Below are 22,302 nucleotides of genomic sequence, written 5' to 3' on the forward strand. Positions count from 1 at the left end.
CATGCAAAACTATACCAAAATTTATTTTCAGAAAAGGGGTCATTTATGTCAAAAATAAAATTTCAAAAAAAAACGCTGGCACAAAATTTTATCTTAATATTATTAAGCGGAATATTAACTGCTTGTGGTAATGATTACTCGGAAAACAGTTCTCAAGCATCGAAAAAACCGGCTTACAATTCAGAAAACAGTTCTAACATATTGATAGAACCTAATTACCGAATGGGTGAGTTTTCAGATACTCTGGTTACTAGCAATAGTTCGACACAAAGGTTTATTAATGACATATACATATCATCAGACACAGCGCAATATAAAAACTATACTGATAATTCAATCAAACAAGTTGCCAACGAACCTGTAAGTACATTTAGTCTCGATATGGACACAGGAAGTTATGCTAATAGCCGCCGGTTTTTGTCGCAAGGCCGTATGCCTCATCCTGACGCAGTACGAGTAGAAGAGTTTATTAACTATTTTCCAAGTGCTCCAAATGAAGATCTAATACCGTTAGTAGGTTCGCCATTTTCAGTAGCTTATGAACTAACCCCAAGCCCATGGAATGCAGACAAAGTTTTATTAAAGGTAAATATTAAAGCTAACGATGTTAATTTTAAAAAGCTCCCACCTTCTAATCTTACCTTCTTAGTCGATACATCGGGATCCATGTATGGTCCTGACCGATTAGAATTATTACAAAAATCATTAAAGTTATTAGTAGATAAGCTTCGTCCGGAAGATAAAGTGGCGATTGTAACTTATGCAGGAAGTGAAGGTGTTGCTTTGCCACCAACGTCAGGTCGTGATAAAGCAAAAATTTTGGCTGCAATTGACAATTTTGAGGCTGGTGGCAGCACTGCTGGTGGCGCAGGGCTTAAATTAGCGTATAAAATGGCCGAACAAAACAAAGTCGCTAACGGCATTAACCGAATATTATTGGCGACTGATGGTGATTTCAATGTTGGAATTCGTAGTACCGAAGAGTTGAAAGCATTTGTTATCAGTGAAAAAGAAAAAGGCATTACGTTATCTACACTCGGTTTCGGTGATGATAATTTCAATGAACAATTGATGGTACAAATTGCTGATGCCGGTAATGGCAATTATAGCTATATTGATAGTCTAAAAGAAGCCCAAAAAGTATTACAAGAAGAGATGAGTGCAACTTTAGTCACAGTAGCTAAAGATGTCAAAGCACAAATAGAATTTAACCCACAATACGTGTTGGATTATCGTCAAATTGGTTATGAAAAACGACAGTTAAAACAAGAAGATTTTAACAATGATAAAGTGGATGCTGGTGATATCGGTGCTGGTAAAAAAACCACCGTTTTATATGAGCTAACTTTAGTCGGTAATACGCCAAGTATTGATCCTTTACGCTACCAAGCAAAAAAATCTGAGCCAAATATTTCTATCAACAGTAATGAAATCGCATTTCTCAAACTGCGTTGGAAAGCACCAAAGGATAAGAAAAGTAATCTAGTTTCTCTACCATTAGAAAAGAAAGCATTGGTTAGCAACTTTGATAAAGCAAGTAGCGAAACGCGCTTTATAGCAGCAGTAGCTGCATTTGGGCAAAAGTTACGCAATAATCCTGAATTATCTCAAACATCTTATCAACAAATAGCAAGTTGGGCTAATAACGCCAAAGGTAAGGATCCTCACGGATATCGCAGCGAATTTGTACAATTAGTGAGAAAAGCTGCAGCGTTAGATGATAAAAAATAGTTATTGCTAATGTCAATGCAGATATTTACTCTGCATTGACCATCATCACTTCATATAAATACCTGATTTGATATATTATCAATAATTAAATTTGTATTAATTTCATTAATGATTACAGATAATCTTTATCTGATAATGTGGACAGTGACGTTGAGTTATCTTTTGGGTGCTATTTGCTTTTCTTATTATCAAAAATAAATATCAAAATAGTATAATGACTAAATCGTCGATTACTATCATGATTAGCCAATTACCGAAGTTATTATTAGATAAACAACGCTTGGCAATTTATTTTTGTTCTTTGTTTGTATTGTTAAGTTTTGTTGCGCTTTATTCTGTGCTGCACCAAAATTGGTTAAGTATTTATATATCAGAATTAAGAAATATCAGTATTTTTACTCTGTTGTTTAGTTTGACAGCTAGCTTTGTCTACAAAAAAATAAGTCCATTATATGTATTAGTTATCGCATTGTGTTTAATGGCCATTTCTTTAGCGATGCATGCTTTTTATCTAAATAATCAGCAAAACCCCATTTACCTTTTGTTAATGATTCATTTTGTTTTTATTCTCGATCTTGCCTATGCTGTTCCCTCGATGATCACTTGTATTGCAATAAACTCTAGCATTCAAAATCGAGGCATGGCAACATCACTTTATACAAGTATATTATTTATTGGAGCAAGTTTAGGTTAGGTGTTACCAACTATGTTTAACTCAAACACATTAATCTTTTTTATTGTATTTTTTCTCATTTTTAATGCAGTAAAACTTATATTAAGTTTAAAAAATCGCACTTATCAATAGCAATTTATTATGAAAAAATTAATCACACTAATATTTATTATTGTTTTTTTATCTTCCCCCACTTTTGCTCAGGAATTAAGTAATATTAAGGAAAATATAATGGATTCGACCACATTAAAACCGGCAAATATGATATTAGCTACCAATCTACAAAAATTGTTACACCAAGATGAAATGAATTTTAATTTAGTCCTGAAAAAACAAGGCTCGCATAATCAACAACCGATCACATTAAAACGTTTTGAGCCTGAACAGACGACTCATCTTGGTCACCAACATATCTCTTTTGTAATCGATAAAAATTCAGATATGCTACTTGGATTTGTCAGACTATTACCTAAATATATTAGGTCAGAACAACAGGTTTCAAAAGTAGTCGCTTTTGAAATAACACTAAATTTTCTAAAAAATTATGCCCCTGATTTATTAGTCAACTATAAAAATAGTTGGATTGATACACATGATGAGACCATCATGGTTGCCGACAAAAAAATCACTATTACTGGTATAAAGGTAAAATGTCGTGATTTAAACACAGGATCATATTTTTGGACCATTATCGCTCCAGATCAAAGTGTAATGGTTTTCGAAAGAAATATCGAATGGGACTTCATTAGGGCTGGTCGACAAACTCAGAAATGGTTACATGCTCAGTGGTTGAATAAAAATTTATAAAAAATCATTTAACAGATTATTGAATAAAATATGTTGATTAACTATATGGAAATTCCTTTTAAATACGATGTTAATGAAGTATTATTATTCTCATTATTAAACCAAATTTATAAAATAGATTAGGTATTTTTAAAATGATAGATAGAGGAATATGAACAATGAAATTGATGTATAAATTTTTAAGTATTTTTATGTTAGCATTTCTAGTGACAGCTTGTAATTCTGACGTTAATACACCAGAAAATGTGTCAGAAAAGTTTATAACACATTTTTATGCCGGTGATGCGAGTGCTATTCTTAAATTGATACATATTAAAGATAGCGATAAAACTGATGATTTTGAAAAGTTATTTGTCTCAAAATTTGAGAAAATGGCGCAAGATGCCAAAAAATTTGCTGAAAAACACAATGGACTAGACAAAGTTGAAAATATTGCTACGGATTATACTAACGATGCTAAAACATCAGCAATGGTAAACACAAAGATAACATTTAAAGATGGCTTTACCCGAAATGAAAAAATTCCTGTGATCAAGATTGATAATAAATGGTTAATTAAACTTAAATAATAGGATGAATCAATTACAAAATATATCAGATTAATTTCAATTAAAGGGTGACAAAATAATGTTATCCTTTTTAATATTCAACTATTATCCATGAAACTCCTCACTTATACTTTTATTTTAATCCTATTTATGAGCTGTTTTGGATTGGCTTGCCAGTTATCACATCCACCGCAAACAGTACCTAATCCCTCTTTAATAAAAATTGGGGATTGGATTTTCCGTAAAGGAACACAAACAGACAGCCTTATTGTCCGACAGATTAGTGGTGACGAATATTCTCATATCGGGATGGTTGTTGCTGTTGATCCAGAAATTCAAATCATTCATGCGACGACCGATGATGATCATAATCATCCAAATCAAGTTATTATCTCAAGCTTAGCTGAGTTTATCACCCCTAAACTAGCAGAAAAATTTGCTATCGCCAGACCGAATTTCTTAACCACAACCCAGCAACAACAAATTGTAAACTATCTTTTAACGCGAAAAGGCGCTAGCTTTATCATTGCGCCCAAAAAAGATGAGCATTTGTATTGTACTACTTTGCTATCCGATGCTATTAGCCGTTATTACCCTGATTTTAAAGTAGAATGGCAGTATGTGAATTTCCCGTTACTCAATGGATTTTATCTTTTCCCAAGTGCGTTTGCTAAGCATGATGATATTACTTGGATATACCAATCTCCTGCTCAAACCAGATAACACTCTATAAGTCATAATACAACAACACAATCACCACGTGGTTTTATAATTAATCTATATAACAAAACTGTAGATACAAAAATAAGTAATTATCACTATCCCTTTTTATAGCGAAATCAATCATATGAAATTAATCTTGCTATTTATTTTAATACTAAAACTAACTTATTTCATATACAACATTCCAGGTTGATTAGCATTATTTTGCTGATTTAAATACGTGGAACCACAACACCCTCCCGATGATGCGCAATGAAAAGGAGATTATTTGTCATTAATTGTATTCGTTCTAACCAGCGCTTTTTCCTACAATAAATACGATTAACAGTGATTAATTTAAAAAGGAAATAGCAATGCGTAAACCCAAAAAATTACTTAATGATCTAAATAATGTCAGACATGAAGTCATGCAAGGACTAGTTTATGCCTATAATGGCAAACTAACTGCAATAACAGATTACTGCGCGGTCTATGGTAATCATATACAAGCTGATCAAGTTGTTATCATTTCAGGTGGTGGTAGTGGTCATGAACCAACCTTTGCTGGTTTTGTCGGTCAAGGAGGAATAGATGGTTGTGCTCTGGGTGAAGTTTTTACATCACCTTCCCCAGACCAAATTATCGAAGTAACGAGAGCGATAGAAAAAGGAAAAGGCGTGCTATTTTTATATGGTAACTATTCTGGAGATGGTATGAATTTTGATATTTCTGCTGAAATTTTGGCGGAAGAAAATATCGTCTCGAAAACTATTCGGGCAACCGATGATATAGCTTCTGCTCCCTTGTCAAAAATTGCTGATCGTCGTGGCGTTGCTGGAATTATGTTTTTATACAAAATTGCTGGTGCGGCTGCCCAATTAGAAAAATATAATCTTGATGATCTTTACCGTGTCGTTAATAAAGCCAATACTTATGTTCGGACTATTGGGGTCGCACTTGATGGCTGCGCATTACCACAATCAACAAATTTTAATTTTGAATTAGCTGCTGACGAACTCGAAATTGGTATTGGTATTCATGGTGAGGCAGGATTACGTCGACAAGCTATGACATCTAGTGATGACATCGTCGAAGAGATGATCGATCGTTTGTGTGCTGATTTACCTTTCAATAACAATGACCGTGTTTGCGTATTAATTAATAACTTAGGCGCACTCAGCAATACCGAATTACTGATTATAACACGCAAAGTAGGTATCGAACTTGATCGCCGCGGTATGATTAGTCACGATGTGGTAGTTGGCCATTATTGTACGTCACTTGAAATGTCTGGTTTCTCAATTAGTTTATTTAAATTAGATGACGAACTACAGCACCTCTATGATCTACCTTGTCATACCCTAGGATGGAGAAAATAAAATGAATTTATTACAAGTACGAGAAATGATGTTATTTACCGCCGAAAAAATGGTAGAAAGTGAACCTGAATTAACCGCATTAGATCAAGTGATTGGTGATGGCGATCATGGGATTGGTATGAAACGCGGATTTGCTGCTATTATCGTATTACTACAAAACCCCAATTTTAACGCTATTGATATTGGCGATCTCTTCAATCAAATTGGCACTAAATTAATGACCAGTATGGGTGGCGCATCGGGCGCTATTTTTGGCACTTTTTTTCGAGCTGGCGGAAAAAGTATTGCCGGAACAACGGATTTTAATGCTGAAACACTATCAAAACTACTTAATGATGGTTGGCAAGCAGTCTATCAACGAGGAAATGCCAAACCCGGCGATAAAACCATGGTTGATGCACTTGCAGCCGCAGCAAAAACAGCAACTGAACTTACTAGCGCAAAATTGACTGATGCCTTACCGAAAATTGTCGAATCTGCCATGCAAGGTGCTGAAAATACAGCTCAAATGATAGCGGTATTTGGACGAGCAAAGAATCTAGGGGAACGATCCATTGGTCATAAAGATCCCGGTTCGGTGTCAATGGCTTTTATTCTGAAATATATGAATGACTATTTACAAACAGCATGACTCAAACAAACCGCCGCTATAATCGGCGGTTTGTTTGCGCTAACAATTCGAACAAAGCGATTAACTTAATCTAAAACACTATACGCAATTTGCTGATTAATTTAAGATGATTTGGCAATCTTCTTTAATCGCAATATACATTTTTTACGCGGTTAAATTGACTCATCACGTATCCAAAATAACGAAATCAACAATTTTAGCATCCATGTTATAATTTGTTTATTGAGGTTTCATGAAAAATTGCTATCAATATTTATCAACAGCATAACTTTAACAAACCGCCGTATGATCGGCGGAATGGTGATTTATTTGAAATAAAGCTATATTTTAAATTTAATCTGCGAAGGATATGCCCAACTTTGCAGTTCTTCCGGTGGAAAACCGCCAGGATCTTTACCACCATTAATCAATAAAGCATGATAATAAATCTCGGCCATTTCTTCGATATAAGCCGCTTTTAATACCGCTTCATAAGGATCTTTATCAACCGCAATTGCACCATGTTTCTCCATTAATATGGCATCAGCCCGCTTAATGGGTTCAATAACACTCGTTGAAAGTTCTGGTGTCCCAGGTCTTCCATATGGCGCTACAGGAATAATACCATCTTTTAAATTTAATATTGCACACTCATAAACAACAGCTGGAATTGGTTTTGCTAATACAGCAAATGAGGTAGCAAAAATAGAATGCGTATGTGAAATAGCAAAAACATCAGGACGTGCCTTATAAATCTCCAGATGCATTAAACACTCACTAGTTGGTCTTAAACCTGATGCAGCCTCTATCACATTAGCATCGAGATCCATTACGACAATATCACGTACGGTTAAGAGTTTTTTATCAATGGTGGTCGGTGTAACCAGAACATAACCAGTTTGTTTATCTCGCACACTTGAATTACCGGCCTTATGTTTACATAATCCCCATTCACTTGATTTTTTAGCCATTTCAATCACAGATTGTTTTTGAATTTCTAACATTTTATCGCTCCTTTTTTGGCAAAATATTCATTGATAGTTAGCAAATAATTTCCATATTTCATGGTTAAGTTTTGCATTTCTGATTTGCGTGGCACCATCATGTAGTTCTAATAACTCATTTAATTGCGCTAACGCCTTAAGATGCTTTTGCGGGTTATTTGTTGCTAAAACAACAATTAGATCAGCTTGCATATAACCACAAATATCGATTTTGTTTGGTAATTTGAGTAACGACATCGCCACTTGCTTTACACCATCGTCAATCCCAGCATGAGCAATAATCAAACCATCAACTAACATGATGTAGGGTTGTTCAAACTGAATTTTATGTATCATCCTTTCCAGATAATAGGGTTCAATAAATTGGTTATTTAAAAGTGGCTGAGCAGCAAATTTTAATGCTTCTTGCCATGATATATTCGCTGTTTGAGCAATTATAATATGAGATTGTTGCATCAAATCCGCTAAAGACGGTATTTCCTGCTGAGTGATACGTAAAGGATTTTCATTAACTTCATCATGATAAAGATACGTCGTTAACGCTTTTTGTAATGTCTTTCGATCTTTAATACTACTATGTTTTTCAACAATCGACATCAACTCTTCAACTTGAATAATACTGGGATCAATACCTTGTAAAGTCCCCATAACTTGATGACGAAAAGCAATTTTATGTAGATTATTAAGTGAAGGATTAACAATAAATAATAATTTATCGGTCGTTAAATGAGAAGTTGAAAAAACAATATCATAATAGTGTTTATATTTTTCAAATTCACGTTTAGACATAGCATCAGAAAAGTGCAATTCTGGAAGTAAAACTTGTAAAGTCAGGTAAAGATAAGTCGATACTGTTGCACTATTCTCACAAACGACAATCGCGATTTTTTTAGTTTTGATTTGATTAATTAGTCCCTCTCGTGTTAACCAGCCACCAAATAAGACAGTAATAAAAGCAATTTCTTCATCAGGCATCTTACCATGTAAAATTTTTTCAAATGGGGTTATCGCTTTACGTACCATTTCATGCAAATGACCAAACTCTTGCAATACAATATCGTAGACACTATTAATATTGTTAATATGATAACGAATTCGATAATATGCTGGCTTCCAATGCTGATAAATACGTTCAATGAGTTCATTTTTATCCTGAAAAGTAATACAACTAATCTGTTCGAAATTAACAATGACCTCAACCACACTTTCTAATAACACCGCATCAAGATGAAAATATTTGTCGGAAAGCGTTTGAATATTTGAGCTTTGTACTAAAACCGTTAAAAAAATCTGTTCATTAACATCAACAATACCAAATTTTTCAATTAACTTTTTCATCAATTGAAAATCACGACTATTGACGACTTCGCTGTAAGTTTCCGGTAGATATTCAATTTTTTTATTACTTTCAATACGGCGTAACACAAAACAGATAAAATAGGTTAATTCTTGTAACTGTTCGTCAGTAAAGACAATTTTTAATTTTTTTTCTATTTCACTAAAAACGATACCGACTTGTTCTAAATTACCTTGAGGGATAATATTAGGTTGCCGAAAAATTTTATCGGCAACAGGCATGTTAACAATGCGATGAATTAATTTAAGTAATAGATAACGTTTATCAATTTCACTGCCAGTGATTCGATAACCATTTTCACGATCATAATGAACATGTAAATGATATTGCACAATCATGATTTGCACTTTTTTTAGATCATTAATCACGGTGTTTTGACTAACGATAAGTGCCGATGATAAATGAATCAATGACAATCTTTCGGTTCTGGTTAATAAAAAAAATAGCAATAAATGAATACGTTCATCTTCTGAATAGATATAACGTTTGCTATCAAGAAAAGCCAGGTCATCTCGAAATCTTTCAATTACAACTTTGGGTACACTAAATTTTCCAGTTTTGAAACGTTTTATTAATTCAAGATTAGAAGATTCCAGGAAATCATTAATCTTCTTAACAGTATAACTAAGTTGCTTACGAGTTAATCCAAATTCATTTTGCAACTCTACGCCACTCATACTCGGGTTTTTTATTAATGCATTTAAAACGGCATGAATTCTTTTATCAACCACCATATCATTATCAGCCTCTTGCTTTTGACTGATGGCAATTTGATTCGCCATCAGTTTTATTAACTATCCTGCCAATCATTAGCTTTATCTGCATCTATTGATTGGTTTCTTGTAAATATTCTTTTCGCAATTCACGCGCATAAAACACATACCCAATACACCAATACACCGCCAAGATTAAAGGCACAAAATAACCTTGTGAGCATTGCCATATAAAGGATGAAGCATAAGTAAATACCGGTGCATCGATTGAGCTGTTTGAAATCAGTTGATTAGTTGGAATATCAATCGCTTTGGTAGCAAGTCCTAAATCTGTGATAATTGGCGCAAACTGAGTACCCACAAATAAGAAAAACGGCACACCAATAATTGCTAATATCACCATTCTTAACGTATTGCCTTTAGTTAAAATATAAGCAGGGACAACTAGTGCAATATTAATAATACCGGCAAATGGCAATAGTTTGTTTCCTGGTAAAATAACCGCCCAAAGCAAAGTGCAAGGAATAGCGACAATCACCGTAAACCATATTTCACTAGCCCCACCCATGAACGGCCAATCTAAACCAACAAATAATTTACGTCCGGCAAAACGTTTATTCATATAATCACTGATCGCTTCAGAAATAGGTGATAAGGCTTGCATGAATAGTTTAGAAATCATTGGGAATAGCATTAATGCCGTAGCCGCTTGTATGCCTAACATTAATATCGCTGCAACATCATAACCAGCAATAATGCCAAAAGTCACACCCAGTAAAAAACCTATCACATGATTTTCGGCAAAAATACCCAGTTTAGACCGTAATGTTGCTGCATCCATGGGTTTGTTTAATGCCGGGATTTTACGTAGTAAGAGGTCAAAAGGATAATAAATTGCACTAAAAAATAACATTCTATGTGTACATGTAACGCCCGGAATTCCAGTTAATTTTTCAATTCGATGTTGGTTAATATCGCCGGAATTGAGTTCCAATATGATTTGCAATGTGGCAACAACAAATGCCAGAATGAGTGCGATAACAGAACCTAAAATAGGGGTTACAACCGCGACAACAATGAAAGCAGTAAAAATTTTTCCCCAAACATTCCATAAGTCGGCGTTAAACGTATCGGTTTTTTTTAAGACTAGCATTAAAATATTCACGCCAACCTGTAACGGAAACATTAAAAATGCATAAGGCCATGCCCAAGAGACATTTGCCATAGTAGTCCATCCACCGTCAACAATACTGAGCTCGATGCCTGTTCGCTCCATCATAGTTTGAGCAGCCGCACCAATAGCATCAACCATAAAGCCAATCAACATACTCATTCCAACAAATGCGACCCCTAAGGTAATTGCCGCTGAAGCACCATCTCTCAGCTTCATTCTGACCATTAATCCAGCAATCAACATTATGAAAGGAACAAATACCGGTGCTCCTAAATTCAAAATATAATTTATGATCGTTCCAAGAAATTCCATAATTAAACTCCTATTTACAGGCCTCGATAATTTTTTGTAATTCAGCATCCATGTTGATTCCTGTTAGAAATGCAATTCCATTAATCACTGGGATCGGATACTGTTTTTCAATTTTTGTTATCGCGATATATGCTGCACTATTTTTTATATGGGTATCGACTGATTTAAGATCGACGACTTCTACTTTGATATCGTCAAGATTACGTTCTTTTAATAAACGCGTAACTTTACTTGCAACAGTTTGTGATGTAGCTACGCCACTACCACAGGCAACAATAACTTTTTTCATGATGACTCCTTAAAATTTATATTTGATTTTAATAGTTTAAGAATTTCAGATGTATTTTTTGCTTGATAAAGCGACGCTAAAAAACTTGGATTAACAAAACATGACATCAATTTTTGCAGTAAATCGATGTGTCCATTTTTTTCTATAAAGCCAAGTAAAAAAATAAAATTTGCTTTTAATACATTGTCATTATTTGCCATTTCGCACCATGGCACAGCTGATTTAACCCGGGTAACAAAGATGAAAGGTTTAATAACATGTTCAATATCAGTATGTGGCATGGCAACTACATAAGGTTCGGTCGGCAATGCTGTTGGATAGACAGATTCTCGGTATTTAATTGCCGTCAAAAAAGAGTCTTTCACATAACCACCCTTGCTTAAAATAGGGAAAGTAAAATCAAAAAATTGATCCGCACTGTGGAAGTTTTTATCTAAAAGAACTAAATCTTTAAAAAACCATTGATTGTTAGACTCATTCTCCATCTTATCCTCCATCATTAAGTAACTAGCAAATTCAAATCATTTGATATTTGCCATAATTCAAATGAATTCAATCTAATCTGATAGGGTTGATTTTAGGGAATTAAAGAAAATGAGACTAATTGATTTGCTACCAAATAATATCCATGGTATTGCTCATCATAGGGATGAACATAACTATATGATAAGATAATCCAATCTTATATTAGCATGCATATTTACGAATATTGTTTAAAATAATAAACTAAGTAACGCTGCTGTATTTTGTTTGTATTGCAAAATTGACGCCATAAAAAGCATTCATTTTAAAGAGATAACATCGTATAACAATGCAGTTATCATGATTGATGATCGGTAAATTGCCTTACCATATTTAAAAGAAAATTCATAAAGCATACCGAAAACAGGCTATCACTTTTTACTAGAAAAAAGCAGTCAGGAAAGTAGTTATTAAATGTTATAAGCATTTATTATTAATTAATCAGATAAAATAGGTGTTAATAAACACTATTATCTTTGATAATTGCGAATTGATAACACATAAAGATAATATTGGCTGACAAATTGCCATATTTAATCTTATTATCTTCATTAAGATCAAAACTAAATTGAAAAAGAAGTTACTTCGCTTTCTTTGATATTAACATGCAATAAACGACCTTTATCATCATAAAAATAGCATTGACCACCTACGCATCTTCCTGAAAGTGAACAACTACCAGACCAATCAATGGTAGCTTTTATCGTACCAGTGCTGTAATGATAAAAGTGAATATCCCAACCCGAACCATCATCTCGTTTAACTAACAATATTGTCAATAAACCACTTGAGAGCACAATTAAATGTTTTAATTGCTCGGGGGAAATCGTTAAAGGAATACCTATATATTGATACTGATAGTCACGCTTATACATCAATCTGCTTTTATATTTATCATATTTTAAATGAAAAACGATGTCTAATTCTGCATCAAGAAAAAAGCCATAATATTCTCCAACATAAGGAGTGCCATAAATATCTTCAATAAACTTAATATCATATCGACGAGATAACCGATGCTGTGGAAGACGAAATGTAAATACTTCAAGTTTATTTTTTTGATTACGGATTACACGGGTTACATAAATTTCACGCAGCTCATCCCTAACACCCTGTTCAATTTTATTAGGTGAAAGATCAACACGCCATACAACAGATAATGTACTGCCAATATTAATTACTTCAATACAGTTATTATTAACAATGGTCCAGTTAATACCATCAAATTGCCGTTGACAAAACTGAAATTTGATCAAACCAAGGTCAACCGATTTTTCGGTTGTTAAATCAACTTTATGAATACGATAGTAACTATCACGTTTTATCAACGCTAAAACTTGTAACCGATTGTCTGAAATTACAAATGATTCCGCCGCAATCATAAAATGAGCCAATTGTTTGCCATTTTTGCTTACTAATAAAATCCCCGCTTCTCCCAAAGCAACTAAATATTTTCCATTAGCTAAAGCAACCATATCATGAATCGCTCGATAACCCATCTCAGGACAATGGTATTTAACAAGATCAATTGAGTCCATTAATGAATGCTGTTTGACCATAATTAATGATGAAATGGGAATATCAAATTTTAATGCTTTATCGCCTGTGAGTTCAATCAATTTTGCTATGTCAGCTCGAGTTAATTGATTGGGATAAGTAATAGCATCAGCAATGATTATGTTAATAAACATATGTAATAAAACACGTAATTTATCAATATATTGCTGGTGCAACAATATCTGTTTACCAATATCAAATCTTAATTGATGTTCGTCAGGATTATTTTTTATGGATAATAAACTGGTTTTAAGCTCAGCAATCGAATCAGGCATTAAAATAAAGCGTTTGACAATTGTCTTAGCATTGAGTTTTTCAGTATTGCTAAACCATTGCTCAGCAAGATAACGATATTCAGGTAACGGCCAAATCGCATCGATCGCAGCTAACCATTCTGCCTTGTCAGCTAATGTTTTAGCCCATTCTACTCTTAATTTATTGGCTATAGCCGGCTGTTCCTGTTCAAGTAGCAAAATCGTATTAGCAAATACATTATCTCGCCTTGCTATCATTATTGCTTGATTCCAATCATTTGCCAAACAGCAAAGTTTCACAATCAATTCGGGTTCAGCATCACGCGTAATCGCCAACTCCATAGCTTGTGCATAACGTTTATGCTGCACTAAAAATTCCAGTGCTTCATTTAAATTATTTAATAATTCAACTAACACAAAAACCGCGTCTTCGATTTTATTTTTTTTAGCCAATTTATCGAAACTCTGCCGATAAAGGACATTTAAATGCTCAATTAACTCTGGTGGCAGATAAATAGAGCTTGCTTCACCATAAATCGATTCGCTTAACGATAATTTACTACGTGGTTTAGGTACTCCAAAAGATTGACCGGTTGAACATGCATTATCATTAATCGGAATGGCATAACGTAATGCATCTTGTAAATCGCCTTGCTCAAACTTTTTCAGCATAGTTTCGAGATATTTGCCTTGCCGAAAAGCAATCAATTGACTAAGTTTTGTAATTAGTGCAAATACGGTGAGATACTTACGCCAATTGCTCGGATTAATTATTTTCGGACGCTGACGAGCAGGTATTGTTGAATTTATCGAGTGATTATTATTTGGCGGTAAATCATTATTTTTAATTTTATAAGAAAATGTTTTTGCTTCTATAACGTTATCAAATTCCCCTTGCTTTACCATATTAGTAAACTTAATGATCTTTCTAATCACCTTCATAGTAACCAAACCAATAACACACATAATTAAGTAAGTAAAACCTGAACCATTAAAGTCGATAAAAGAACCATAATAAAGTGAACTAAGATCCAAATTAAATAGGTGGGAAAAAATCAAAAACACAAAAAATGCATAGGCAATCCATATTAGCCTAAATTTTTTTGCTGCTTGAAAATGTGGTGGAGTATTAGTCTGTTGATTAGACTGCTTTTGCTTAGCGTTTTTTTGTAGTTGCTCGATATACTGCTGCATAAGTGGACTTGACAACGGCATTTTACCAGCAAATATTTGCTCAAGAGGCTTACTTTGTTCCATAAAATCAGGAACGTCATCATAAACCACATTAACAGCATAAGTTTCAGTTGTGCATAATTGATATTCGGCTAAATCGACCCACTGCGCAGGATCAATTATGACAGCTTCATCATAATGATACATCGCCATTTGATTACCAATAATTAATATCAAATGATAATCGGCAACTTTAGCAAAAAGTTTTTTAGGTAATTGAGTTGAACATAAGATGCCATTTTCTAATATCAATGGCCAACCTTCCAAATTATCACAATCACATGATCTTAAGGTTGGAAATCTAAGTAAATCACCATGTTCAAATTGATAGATTGTGCAACCTAAAAACCAATGTTTTATCAATAAACGCCGGCGTTGTATACTATCAAACCACTGGGTAGGAAACCATATTCCAGCGATGTATTGATCACCTTTTAAGGTTGGATTTGGTATAAAATCAACAATATTTTCCATATATTAATTAGCTTTATATAATCTCAGGCGTGCGGATTGTGATACAAATGAATATAGAATTAATTCACCCATATTAGTCGTTACAGAAAAGGATTGAGCTAACGAATTGTAACTATAGTTTATAATTTTATTTGGCGATCGAAAGCATACATCCATATTATTATTGCTATAATCAAATAATGCGACTTGCTTTCTGTCTTGATTAATTACCAAGAAGTCGGTACGATTTGTTTTGTTATCATAATATAGACCAAAAACTTGCCATTCATTAGGTATTGCTACTCTCTGGTAATCATTCTCGGCTGTATAAATTTGCCACTCTTGTGCCTGCCCTATAGCGAGTCGCCCAAATCCTTGTAGCCATAATGATTCGGCAGTTATAAAAAACTGTTGGTTTGACAAATTTGGCAACGTTGTTAAACAATAGAAAAAATGGCAATTAATATTATGACCGTTAATCAGTAGTTGTTGTTTATCATTGTTGTATAGATATAATGCCTGATGGTCACTCAATTTAAACAAGGCTATGACATTTTCAGCAATTTTATAAATCTTGGTGATTTTCTCTTGGCTTTTGGGAAGGAATGAAAGAACATATAGTTTATTTTCCGCATCAACAAATAGAATATCTGTACCATGTCCGTTAAATAGCCATAATAAAGCGATAACAACGTTGTTTTTATCAACATGAATGACTTCAGCTATTTCAATTCGCGGTCTATTGGGTTGCCATATAAAAAATGTTTTATTGTCTTGAATTAAAGCAACAACATGTTTACCCAGTAAATCGAAACCTAACACTGGATAATTTAGATGGTAATGATGAATATGACAAATATTTTTCACCTTCATCAAATCGCTAAGATTGACAAAATAGATATGCGTATTGTCGCCATTATAGGTCAAAATACGATTACCATTTGCCGAAATGAGTGGCTTAAAGTTAACGTTAATTGGCACAATCGATTTTTTAACTATTTCAGCATAATGACCTGTAAACATGAACTGACCTAACACCATTTTGGCGCAAATGATTTCATTAGGTAAGGTTAACTGACAACATTTTGTCATCATATTACTGGTCATCTTAACTAATAGTTTATTATAATCTTCAATAGACCTTTCGATATTGACTTGATGAGTAACCAAGTCAATTTTTTGATGATTAGTGCCTATCAACCAACACTCATCATAATCTAATTTAGCTTGCTGTATATAATTATGCCATTCATCTAGGTGGTTATTATCGACTAACTTAGTCGTGCGCGTATTTAATAGTAATTTAAGATCATTTACATCATGAAATAACTTTAATTTAGGGGAAGATTGAATTACGCCCCAATAAAATTGGCTACCCTGCGCATGCGATCGAATATCTAAAAGTAACATTAATATCAAATGCACTAACCGTGATACACCGAGTTGTAAAATACCACTATCAAACAGGGCAATAATCACCCCATTTGCTTTCGATTTTTCTTGGGTTGGAGCTAAAAACAAGTGTTCATAGGACACCGCCCGACGGATAAACTCGTCCGGCTCTTCTTGTGCAATTAACCATTCACTTGCTAATAAATTTGCGTAGCTGCCACGCTTATGTAAATCACCTAAACCGGATAATAACTGTTGGTCATGCCATTGGCTTTCCTTAACGGGGCCTAATAATGGATTGAGTTGCAACATAAGATCGGCAATATTCGGTTGTAGACTGTCATTAAACCATGATAACCAAGGCCGCCAAGCTTGAAATGGTTTTGGTATTTGATTACAAGGCATATGCAATAAACTCTTTAGTTAAAGGCCACTTTTTTTCCAACGGAATTACCATTTGGGGATCATTCCACAACAGAATATGATTAAACTTAAATTTATAATTTATTGCTCTGGCTAAAAGTGTCGATGATATCGATGGCTTAGCATGACAAGGTAACCACAGTTGTGGCTCTTGACTATCAAACATCGCATACTGTACACCATCAATCCATGGTAATAATGATGGTTCACCAATAATCACAATGAAATTATCACCTTTAACAAATTGATATTTGGATAAATCATATTTATGCAAATTCTGATTAAGATGAATTAACAGACGCCTGACAACATCATGCCATGCCACTACTGCAACGGGTGTAATCGCATCATTATTGGATTGCCAATGCCATTGTATATAGGAATGACTATGCATTTTGAGCTATCAAATTAATTAATTGCGCTCTTAACTGCTTGAGCGGTTCTGGTATGGTATTTGCGGCATAATTAGCATCAATTTCCCGTAATACACTTTCAATGTGTATATCTTCATTATTTAAACAACCTTTTGCTAACTCAATTAACCTTTCTAAACGTGCATTGGGTTGTTGCGTTGCAGATTCAGCGGCATTAAAAAGTTGAGAATTATTCGAAATCATAAAAATATCTTTTAAAATTTCTTGTCCTTGTTGCTGCATATCCATGGTTGGTATCACATAATACAATGGCCACAAATCTTGTTTATCCGCTACAAAACGGCCATTAACTAATGCTGCTGCGGCAATAAGTTTTAATGTTTTTACCACTCGTCGATCAGATAAAACAATACCATTTTGTCTAAGCAGGCGAATCGCATCAGCAAAAGGTGAAAAAATTTTGTCTAAATTTACTTTTTTAACTTGATCGCTCAGTGTTGAGAGCTCATCTAATGAAAGTGAAGTATCAATTGCCGCATATTCCGCTTGCCAGCCACCGGCCAACAAATCTTCAATAAAATTATCAGCTACCGGGTCAACAAAAAGATGAAGTAAGAAACGATCAGCAAATGCCGACAGTCCATCATCATCGGGCAAACTATTGGAAGCACCAATACAAATTTTTAATGGACAAATGATTTGTGTATGTCCACGTTTAAATTGTCGCTCATTTAAAATACCGAGTAGCGTATTAAGAATAGCCGTCGAACCTAAAAAGACTTCATCTAAAAATACAATTTCGGCTTCGGGTAGCATTCCTGCTGTATCTGTTTCGACGGTTCCTTCTCGAAGCTTTTTAAGGTCTACTGTACCAAATAATTCCGATGGTTCAGTAAAGCGCCCCAAAAGATACTCAAAATATTGGCCATTTAATGTTTTAGCCATTCGCCGAACCACTGCACTTTTAGCCGTACCAGGCGGACCAATAACTAATAAATGTTCTTTAGCAATGGCGGCTAAAATAATAAGTTCAGCAAGTTGTTCACGACCAATAAAACCTTGAGTAGCAATTTTGATGCATTGACGAATTTTAGATGTGGTTTCCATTCTGGATTTCGTTAATTATTTTAATTAGACAACATATATATTAAATGACTATATTGTCATTTACAGCAAATGTAAAGTATAAGATTAATGAGTTAAATAAAAACATAACTTAATTAGGTTATGCTTATTTTTGTTAATGATTCTATAGCAGGTTTTTCATAGATTGAATATATTAAAAATTATATAATTAAACATCCGTTTTAATAATTTTTTACTAATATAACGTAGTTGAGATATTTATATTCTATTAACCTATAATAAGCCAAATTAATATTCTTATTATCATTAAAAATAATCATTTATTGTTTAAAGAATCATTTCATGGCAAGATTAAAAATCGTCTTTTCAAAGCATCTTTTTTATTAGTTGCGATATTCTATTTATTAAAAAGAATCAAGGAAACTTATTCATGAGTAAAGGTACAATGAAAGAAAATCACTCACAGTGGAGTTCACGCATGGGATTCATGCTTGCTGCGGCTGGTTCTGCTGTTGGATTAGGTAACATTTGGAAATTTCCGTATATGGCAGGTGAAATGGGGGGCTCAGCATTTGTGCTCACGTATTTGCTTTTCATGTTCATTATTGGATTACCGATTTTAGTTTTAGAATGGTTAATTGGTCGTCGTGGGCAAAAAAATCCGATTCATACGATGGAAGATGTTGCTATTTCTGAAGGTCGTTCAAAAGCATGGCGTTGGGTGGGAATCATTGGAGTACTGGGTTCGTTTTTGATTCTCTCCTTTTATAGTGTAATTGGTGGTTGGGCCACAGATTATATTGTTCTTGCCGCTCAAGGGGCATTTGAAGGTGCTAATGGTGAAATTACTGGACAGCTATTCACTGATTTCCTCGGTAACGTTAATAGTCTGTTAATTTGGCACACGGTATTTATGTTTGCGACAGCATTTATTGTAGCAATGGGGGTCGGCGCTGGTTTAGAGCGTGGTTGTAAAGTCATGATGCCAGGTTTGGGTGTTTTACTGCTAGTATTGGTAGGTTATGCACAATATGTTAGCGGCTCAGCTTTTTATGATGCGATTCAGTTCCTATTTACACCAAACTGGTCAGCAATTAGTGGTAAGGCGATATTAGCCGCTTTAGGACATGCATTTTTCAGCCTTTCTTTAGGTATGGGAATTATGATGGCGTACGGTTCTTATCTTGGTAAAAATGTGAACTTATTATCAACTGCGAGTACTGTGGTTATTTTGGATGTTATTGTGGCAATGCTATCAGGCATAGCTATTTTCCCACTGGTATTTGCTAATGGTTTACAACCCGGTGAAGGTCCTGGCCTGATCTTTGTAACACTTCCAATTGCTTTTGGTAATATGGCCGGTGGTAGTATTTTAGGTATTTTATTCTTTATCTTTTTAACGTTTGCCGCGTTAACTTCGTCTATTTCATTACTTGAACCAACGGTTGAATTATTAGAAGAAAAAACTCATATGGGCCGTAAAACTGCAACCGTGGTAAGTAGTGTGGTCATCTGGGCATTAGGTATTGCTTGTATCCTTTCATTTAATGAATGGGCTGAAGTGAAACTATTTAATAAAAATATTTTTGATTTACTCGATTATTTGACCAGTAAAATTATGTTACCTATCACAGGATTAGGAACGGTTATTTTTGGTGCATGGATGATGAACCAAAAGCTGATCTGTAAAGAGTTAAATTTAGATTCTTTCTGGTTTAAAGTATGGTCTATATTAACTAAATTTATTATTCCTATTGCCGTTATCGTTATTCTGGTTTACGGATTTGCCTAATAATAAATCAGCAATAAAAATCCTCTTAAAAACCCTGCTTTATGGCAAGGTTTTTAAGCAATTTTTATGGGAATGCATCCATTAGCTGTACACTTAGATTTGATTCTTAATACCTAACATATCTGCAAGCAACGCTAAATGCTATCACGCATATGTTTTTTTATTCTCTTGCAACGTCACCGTTTGCACGATTATAAAATTTTTTATTATGCGTTTAATATTGATTTGTTTATATATTGTAAGATTATTTGCTTACCTCACGTTAGTAATTCCCTTTAACCACGGAATCCACAATAGTTAGCATACTGGTCTTGTTAACGTGATTTACCCGTTAACAATTTGCTATTTGACATGTTACAAGTCATTAGTCAAACCAATTATAACCTTGATCTTTAATCCTATGTTGTAATTGAACTGTTTAATGAGTGATAGAGTCGTACATAATTTATCATAAACAAACGTAGAATAAGTCAATTATCGAAGTTATTATTGGCGGAAATAATAGGAACACTAATGCGGTTATCCATTAACGTTCCTTTTTATTCTATTATTTAAAATCGTTATTCTGTTACTGCTTCATTAGCTTGTTTATTTTGTTCTTCTCTATACAATTTATTATCATATAATTTCACAAAAGGCAGATAAATTAATAACGCTAAAATCGCTGAAAGTATTGCCACAATCGCCGCGCGATAATCACCGCCAGTACCAATAAAGGCCCCTAATCCCATTGGCGATGGCCAAGGAACCAAAGCAATGATTGGATTCATAATCTCAGTATTTATTGCAAAATAACCGAGTGTACCACAAGCCATAGGTGCTAATAAAAATGGAATCGCTAAATAAGGATTATATACAATTGGCATACCAAAGATTATCGGCTCATTAATATTGAAAATAGCGGGTACTACCGAAGCACGGCCTAATATTTTCAATTGACTGGATCTGGCGAAAAACGCGATAAAGAAGGTCATTAATAAGGTTGAACCCGAACCGCCCAAAATTACCAATGAATTATTAAATTCACCTGCAAAGGGTATTCCAGCACCTGCCGTATTTTCCGCCATATTTGCAAGCATAATCGGTGTAATAAAAGCCCCAATAATACTCGCACCATGGATACCGACAACCCATAAAGCATGGATCAAAAATAAGATAACCATAACACCTAACCAGCTTTTGGTTAAGTCAGTAACAAACGCAAATGGAACACCAATAATATAAAATATATCAGTACCCAAATAAATTAAGATGCCATTTATAATGATAATCGTAAAAGCAATCACAAAGGTTGGAATAAGTGCCGTAAATGAGCGAGATACGCCTAATGGAACAGTTTCAGGCATTTTCACTATCCAATTTCTTCTCACACACATAAAGTAGAGTTGGGTCGCAACAATCGCCATGATGATGGCGATAAAGATACCTGATGTACCAAGTCGGGAAATAAAAGGTGTTAAGCTTAAGCCATTAAACACTGATTTATCAGGATCATTTTGTAATACCATTGAGCCATTGTGCATAACTAGTTGTGGCAAAGTCATAAAGAAAGCAAAAACAGAGAGCATCGCACCATTAAGTGCATTAACTTTTAATCCTGTTTCTTCAGCTTCGATTTTAGTGAGTTCATAACCAACAATGATATTAAAATACAGTGCTAAAATACCCATGGTTGCAGTATTTGCAATCATATAAAGATCACTTATTCTAAAAATTGTCTTTTCGAAAAGACCTTCTAAACTCGTAAAGGTCATTGGCAACGTATTAAAAACTAAAAACATCGATCCAACAATACAAAAAGGTACTGAAGCCATCCCAGCTGCCATAACCGCTCGCACAATTTTAAATTGTGAAATCTTGGCCATCGGCGTCATTAAATACTTCTGTAAAATTACAAATCCCGTATTCATTTTGTTT

At 34.2% G+C, this 22,302-nt stretch carries 18 protein-coding genes; 8 read left to right on the forward strand and 10 right to left on the reverse strand.

What is annotated here, in order from left to right:
• Nucleotides 1-45: 45 nt before the first annotated feature.
• The 7 genes from FcAc13_RS08715 (at nucleotide 46) to dhaL (ending at nucleotide 6,471) form a co-directional block, all read left to right on the forward strand.
• A complete protein-coding gene (locus tag FcAc13_RS08715) occupies nucleotides 46-1,731 on the forward strand; it encodes a vWA domain-containing protein (RefSeq protein WP_187755835.1) in 1,686 nt (561 codons plus the stop codon).
• 214 nt (nucleotides 1,732-1,945) lie between these two features.
• Nucleotides 1,946-2,425: an MFS transporter gene (locus FcAc13_RS08720; RefSeq protein WP_187755836.1), complete on the forward strand. Its 480-nt coding sequence runs from the start codon at nucleotides 1,946-1,948 to the stop codon at nucleotides 2,423-2,425.
• Between the two features lie 120 nt (nucleotides 2,426-2,545).
• Nucleotides 2,546-3,211 (forward strand): hypothetical protein, encoded by a 666-nt coding sequence (locus tag FcAc13_RS08725; RefSeq protein WP_187755837.1) that lies wholly within the window; start codon nucleotides 2,546-2,548, stop codon nucleotides 3,209-3,211.
• A gap of 158 nt (nucleotides 3,212-3,369) precedes the next feature.
• Nucleotides 3,370-3,780 (forward strand): DUF4878 domain-containing protein, encoded by a 411-nt coding sequence (locus FcAc13_RS08730; protein ID WP_187755838.1) that lies wholly within the window; start codon nucleotides 3,370-3,372, stop codon nucleotides 3,778-3,780.
• A 144-nt stretch (nucleotides 3,781-3,924) separates the two neighbouring features.
• Nucleotides 3,925-4,482: a C40 family peptidase gene (locus FcAc13_RS08735; protein WP_187755839.1), complete on the forward strand. Its 558-nt coding sequence runs from the start codon at nucleotides 3,925-3,927 to the stop codon at nucleotides 4,480-4,482.
• 353 nt (nucleotides 4,483-4,835) lie between these two features.
• On the forward strand, nucleotides 4,836-5,840 hold the full coding sequence (locus tag FcAc13_RS08740; RefSeq protein ID WP_187755840.1) for a dihydroxyacetone kinase subunit DhaK: 1,005 nt from the start codon (nucleotides 4,836-4,838) through the stop codon (nucleotides 5,838-5,840).
• Nucleotide 5,841: 1 nt separating this feature from the next.
• A complete protein-coding gene (gene dhaL / locus FcAc13_RS08745) occupies nucleotides 5,842-6,471 on the forward strand; it encodes a dihydroxyacetone kinase subunit DhaL (protein ID WP_187755841.1) in 630 nt (209 codons plus the stop codon).
• A gap of 320 nt (nucleotides 6,472-6,791) precedes the next feature.
• Here the strand turns inward: dhaL and FcAc13_RS08750 are convergent, their stop codons facing one another.
• The 9 genes from FcAc13_RS08750 to FcAc13_RS08790 form a co-directional block, all read right to left on the reverse strand.
• The gene (locus FcAc13_RS08750) at nucleotides 6,792-7,454 is read right to left on the reverse strand and encodes a class II aldolase/adducin family protein (protein WP_187755842.1); all 663 of its coding nucleotides are present in this window, start codon (nucleotides 7,452-7,454) and stop codon (nucleotides 6,792-6,794) included.
• Nucleotides 7,455-7,481: 27 nt separating this feature from the next.
• Nucleotides 7,482-9,593 (reverse strand): BglG family transcription antiterminator, encoded by a 2,112-nt coding sequence (locus FcAc13_RS08755; RefSeq protein ID WP_223064575.1) that lies wholly within the window; start codon nucleotides 9,591-9,593, stop codon nucleotides 7,482-7,484.
• Nucleotides 9,594-9,636: 43 nt separating this feature from the next.
• Complete coding sequence (locus FcAc13_RS08760; protein ID WP_187755843.1) at nucleotides 9,637-11,010, reverse strand: PTS galactitol transporter subunit IIC; 1,374 nt, start codon at nucleotides 11,008-11,010, stop codon at nucleotides 9,637-9,639.
• A 10-nt stretch (nucleotides 11,011-11,020) separates the two neighbouring features.
• Complete coding sequence (locus tag FcAc13_RS08765; RefSeq protein WP_187755844.1) at nucleotides 11,021-11,299, reverse strand: PTS sugar transporter subunit IIB; 279 nt, start codon at nucleotides 11,297-11,299, stop codon at nucleotides 11,021-11,023.
• On the reverse strand, nucleotides 11,296-11,784 hold the full coding sequence (locus FcAc13_RS08770; RefSeq protein WP_187755845.1) for a PTS sugar transporter subunit IIA: 489 nt from the start codon (nucleotides 11,782-11,784) through the stop codon (nucleotides 11,296-11,298). The genes FcAc13_RS08765 and FcAc13_RS08770 overlap by 4 nt, the downstream gene beginning before the upstream one ends.
• Nucleotides 11,785-12,384: 600 nt before the next feature.
• A complete protein-coding gene (locus tag FcAc13_RS08775) occupies nucleotides 12,385-15,339 on the reverse strand; it encodes a bpX6 domain-containing protein (protein ID WP_187755846.1) in 2,955 nt (984 codons plus the stop codon).
• A 3-nt stretch (nucleotides 15,340-15,342) separates the two neighbouring features.
• Nucleotides 15,343-17,115 carry a hypothetical protein gene (locus FcAc13_RS08780; RefSeq protein ID WP_187755847.1) on the reverse strand — a complete coding sequence of 591 codons (1,773 nt, stop codon included), beginning with the start codon at nucleotides 17,113-17,115 and terminating at the stop codon, nucleotides 15,343-15,345.
• Nucleotides 17,105-17,527 carry a bpX5 domain-containing protein gene (locus tag FcAc13_RS08785; RefSeq protein WP_187755848.1) on the reverse strand — a complete coding sequence of 141 codons (423 nt, stop codon included), beginning with the start codon at nucleotides 17,525-17,527 and terminating at the stop codon, nucleotides 17,105-17,107. The genes FcAc13_RS08780 and FcAc13_RS08785 overlap by 11 nt, the downstream gene beginning before the upstream one ends.
• On the reverse strand, nucleotides 17,520-18,614 hold the full coding sequence (locus tag FcAc13_RS08790) for an AAA family ATPase (protein WP_187755849.1): 1,095 nt from the start codon (nucleotides 18,612-18,614) through the stop codon (nucleotides 17,520-17,522). Before FcAc13_RS08790 ends, FcAc13_RS08785 begins: the two co-directional genes overlap by 8 nt.
• Nucleotides 18,615-19,023: 409 nt before the next feature.
• On the opposite strand from FcAc13_RS08790, the gene FcAc13_RS08795 reads away from it, so the two are divergent.
• Complete coding sequence (locus tag FcAc13_RS08795) at nucleotides 19,024-20,385, forward strand: sodium-dependent transporter (protein ID WP_187755850.1); 1,362 nt, start codon at nucleotides 19,024-19,026, stop codon at nucleotides 20,383-20,385.
• A 560-nt stretch (nucleotides 20,386-20,945) separates the two neighbouring features.
• Here the strand turns inward: FcAc13_RS08795 and celB are convergent.
• Nucleotides 20,946-22,295 (reverse strand): PTS cellobiose transporter subunit IIC, encoded by a 1,350-nt coding sequence (celB, locus tag FcAc13_RS08800; protein ID WP_187755851.1) that lies wholly within the window; start codon nucleotides 22,293-22,295, stop codon nucleotides 20,946-20,948.
• Nucleotides 22,296-22,302: the final 7 nt, after the last annotated feature.

It is taken from the genome of Frischella japonica (assembly GCF_014489845.1).
Lineage (GTDB): Bacteria > Pseudomonadota > Gammaproteobacteria > Enterobacterales > Orbaceae > Frischella > Frischella japonica.

Bases quoted from the DNA above. Each gene is read 5' to 3' on its own strand.
- FcAc13_RS08770 (WP_187755845.1), bottom strand. From the start codon at position 11,784: ATGGAGAATGAGTCTAACAATCAATGGTTTTTTAAAGATTTAGTTCTT.
- FcAc13_RS08720 (WP_187755836.1), top strand. From the start codon at position 1,946: ATGACTAAATCGTCGATTACTATCATGATTAGCCAATTACCGAAGTTA.
- FcAc13_RS08750 (WP_187755842.1), bottom strand. From the start codon at position 7,454: ATGTTAGAAATTCAAAAACAATCTGTGATTGAAATGGCTAAAAAATCA.
- FcAc13_RS08765 (WP_187755844.1), bottom strand. From the start codon at position 11,299: ATGAAAAAAGTTATTGTTGCCTGTGGTAGTGGCGTAGCTACATCACAA.
- FcAc13_RS08790 (WP_187755849.1), bottom strand. From the start codon at position 18,614: ATGGAAACCACATCTAAAATTCGTCAATGCATCAAAATTGCTACTCAA.
- FcAc13_RS08730 (WP_187755838.1), top strand. From the start codon at position 3,370: ATGAAATTGATGTATAAATTTTTAAGTATTTTTATGTTAGCATTTCTA.
- dhaL (WP_187755841.1), top strand. From the start codon at position 5,842: ATGAATTTATTACAAGTACGAGAAATGATGTTATTTACCGCCGAAAAA.
- celB (WP_187755851.1), bottom strand. From the start codon at position 22,295: ATGAATACGGGATTTGTAATTTTACAGAAGTATTTAATGACGCCGATG.
- FcAc13_RS08785 (WP_187755848.1), bottom strand. From the start codon at position 17,527: ATGCATAGTCATTCCTATATACAATGGCATTGGCAATCCAATAATGAT.
- FcAc13_RS08755 (WP_223064575.1), bottom strand. From the start codon at position 9,593: ATGGCGAATCAAATTGCCATCAGTCAAAAGCAAGAGGCTGATAATGAT.
- FcAc13_RS08725 (WP_187755837.1), top strand. From the start codon at position 2,546: ATGAAAAAATTAATCACACTAATATTTATTATTGTTTTTTTATCTTCC.
- FcAc13_RS08740 (WP_187755840.1), top strand. From the start codon at position 4,836: ATGCGTAAACCCAAAAAATTACTTAATGATCTAAATAATGTCAGACAT.
- FcAc13_RS08795 (WP_187755850.1), top strand. From the start codon at position 19,024: ATGAGTAAAGGTACAATGAAAGAAAATCACTCACAGTGGAGTTCACGC.
- FcAc13_RS08760 (WP_187755843.1), bottom strand. From the start codon at position 11,010: ATGGAATTTCTTGGAACGATCATAAATTATATTTTGAATTTAGGAGCA.
- FcAc13_RS08780 (WP_187755847.1), bottom strand. From the start codon at position 17,115: ATGCCTTGTAATCAAATACCAAAACCATTTCAAGCTTGGCGGCCTTGG.
- FcAc13_RS08715 (WP_187755835.1), top strand. From the start codon at position 46: ATGTCAAAAATAAAATTTCAAAAAAAAACGCTGGCACAAAATTTTATC.
- FcAc13_RS08775 (WP_187755846.1), bottom strand. From the start codon at position 15,339: ATGGAAAATATTGTTGATTTTATACCAAATCCAACCTTAAAAGGTGAT.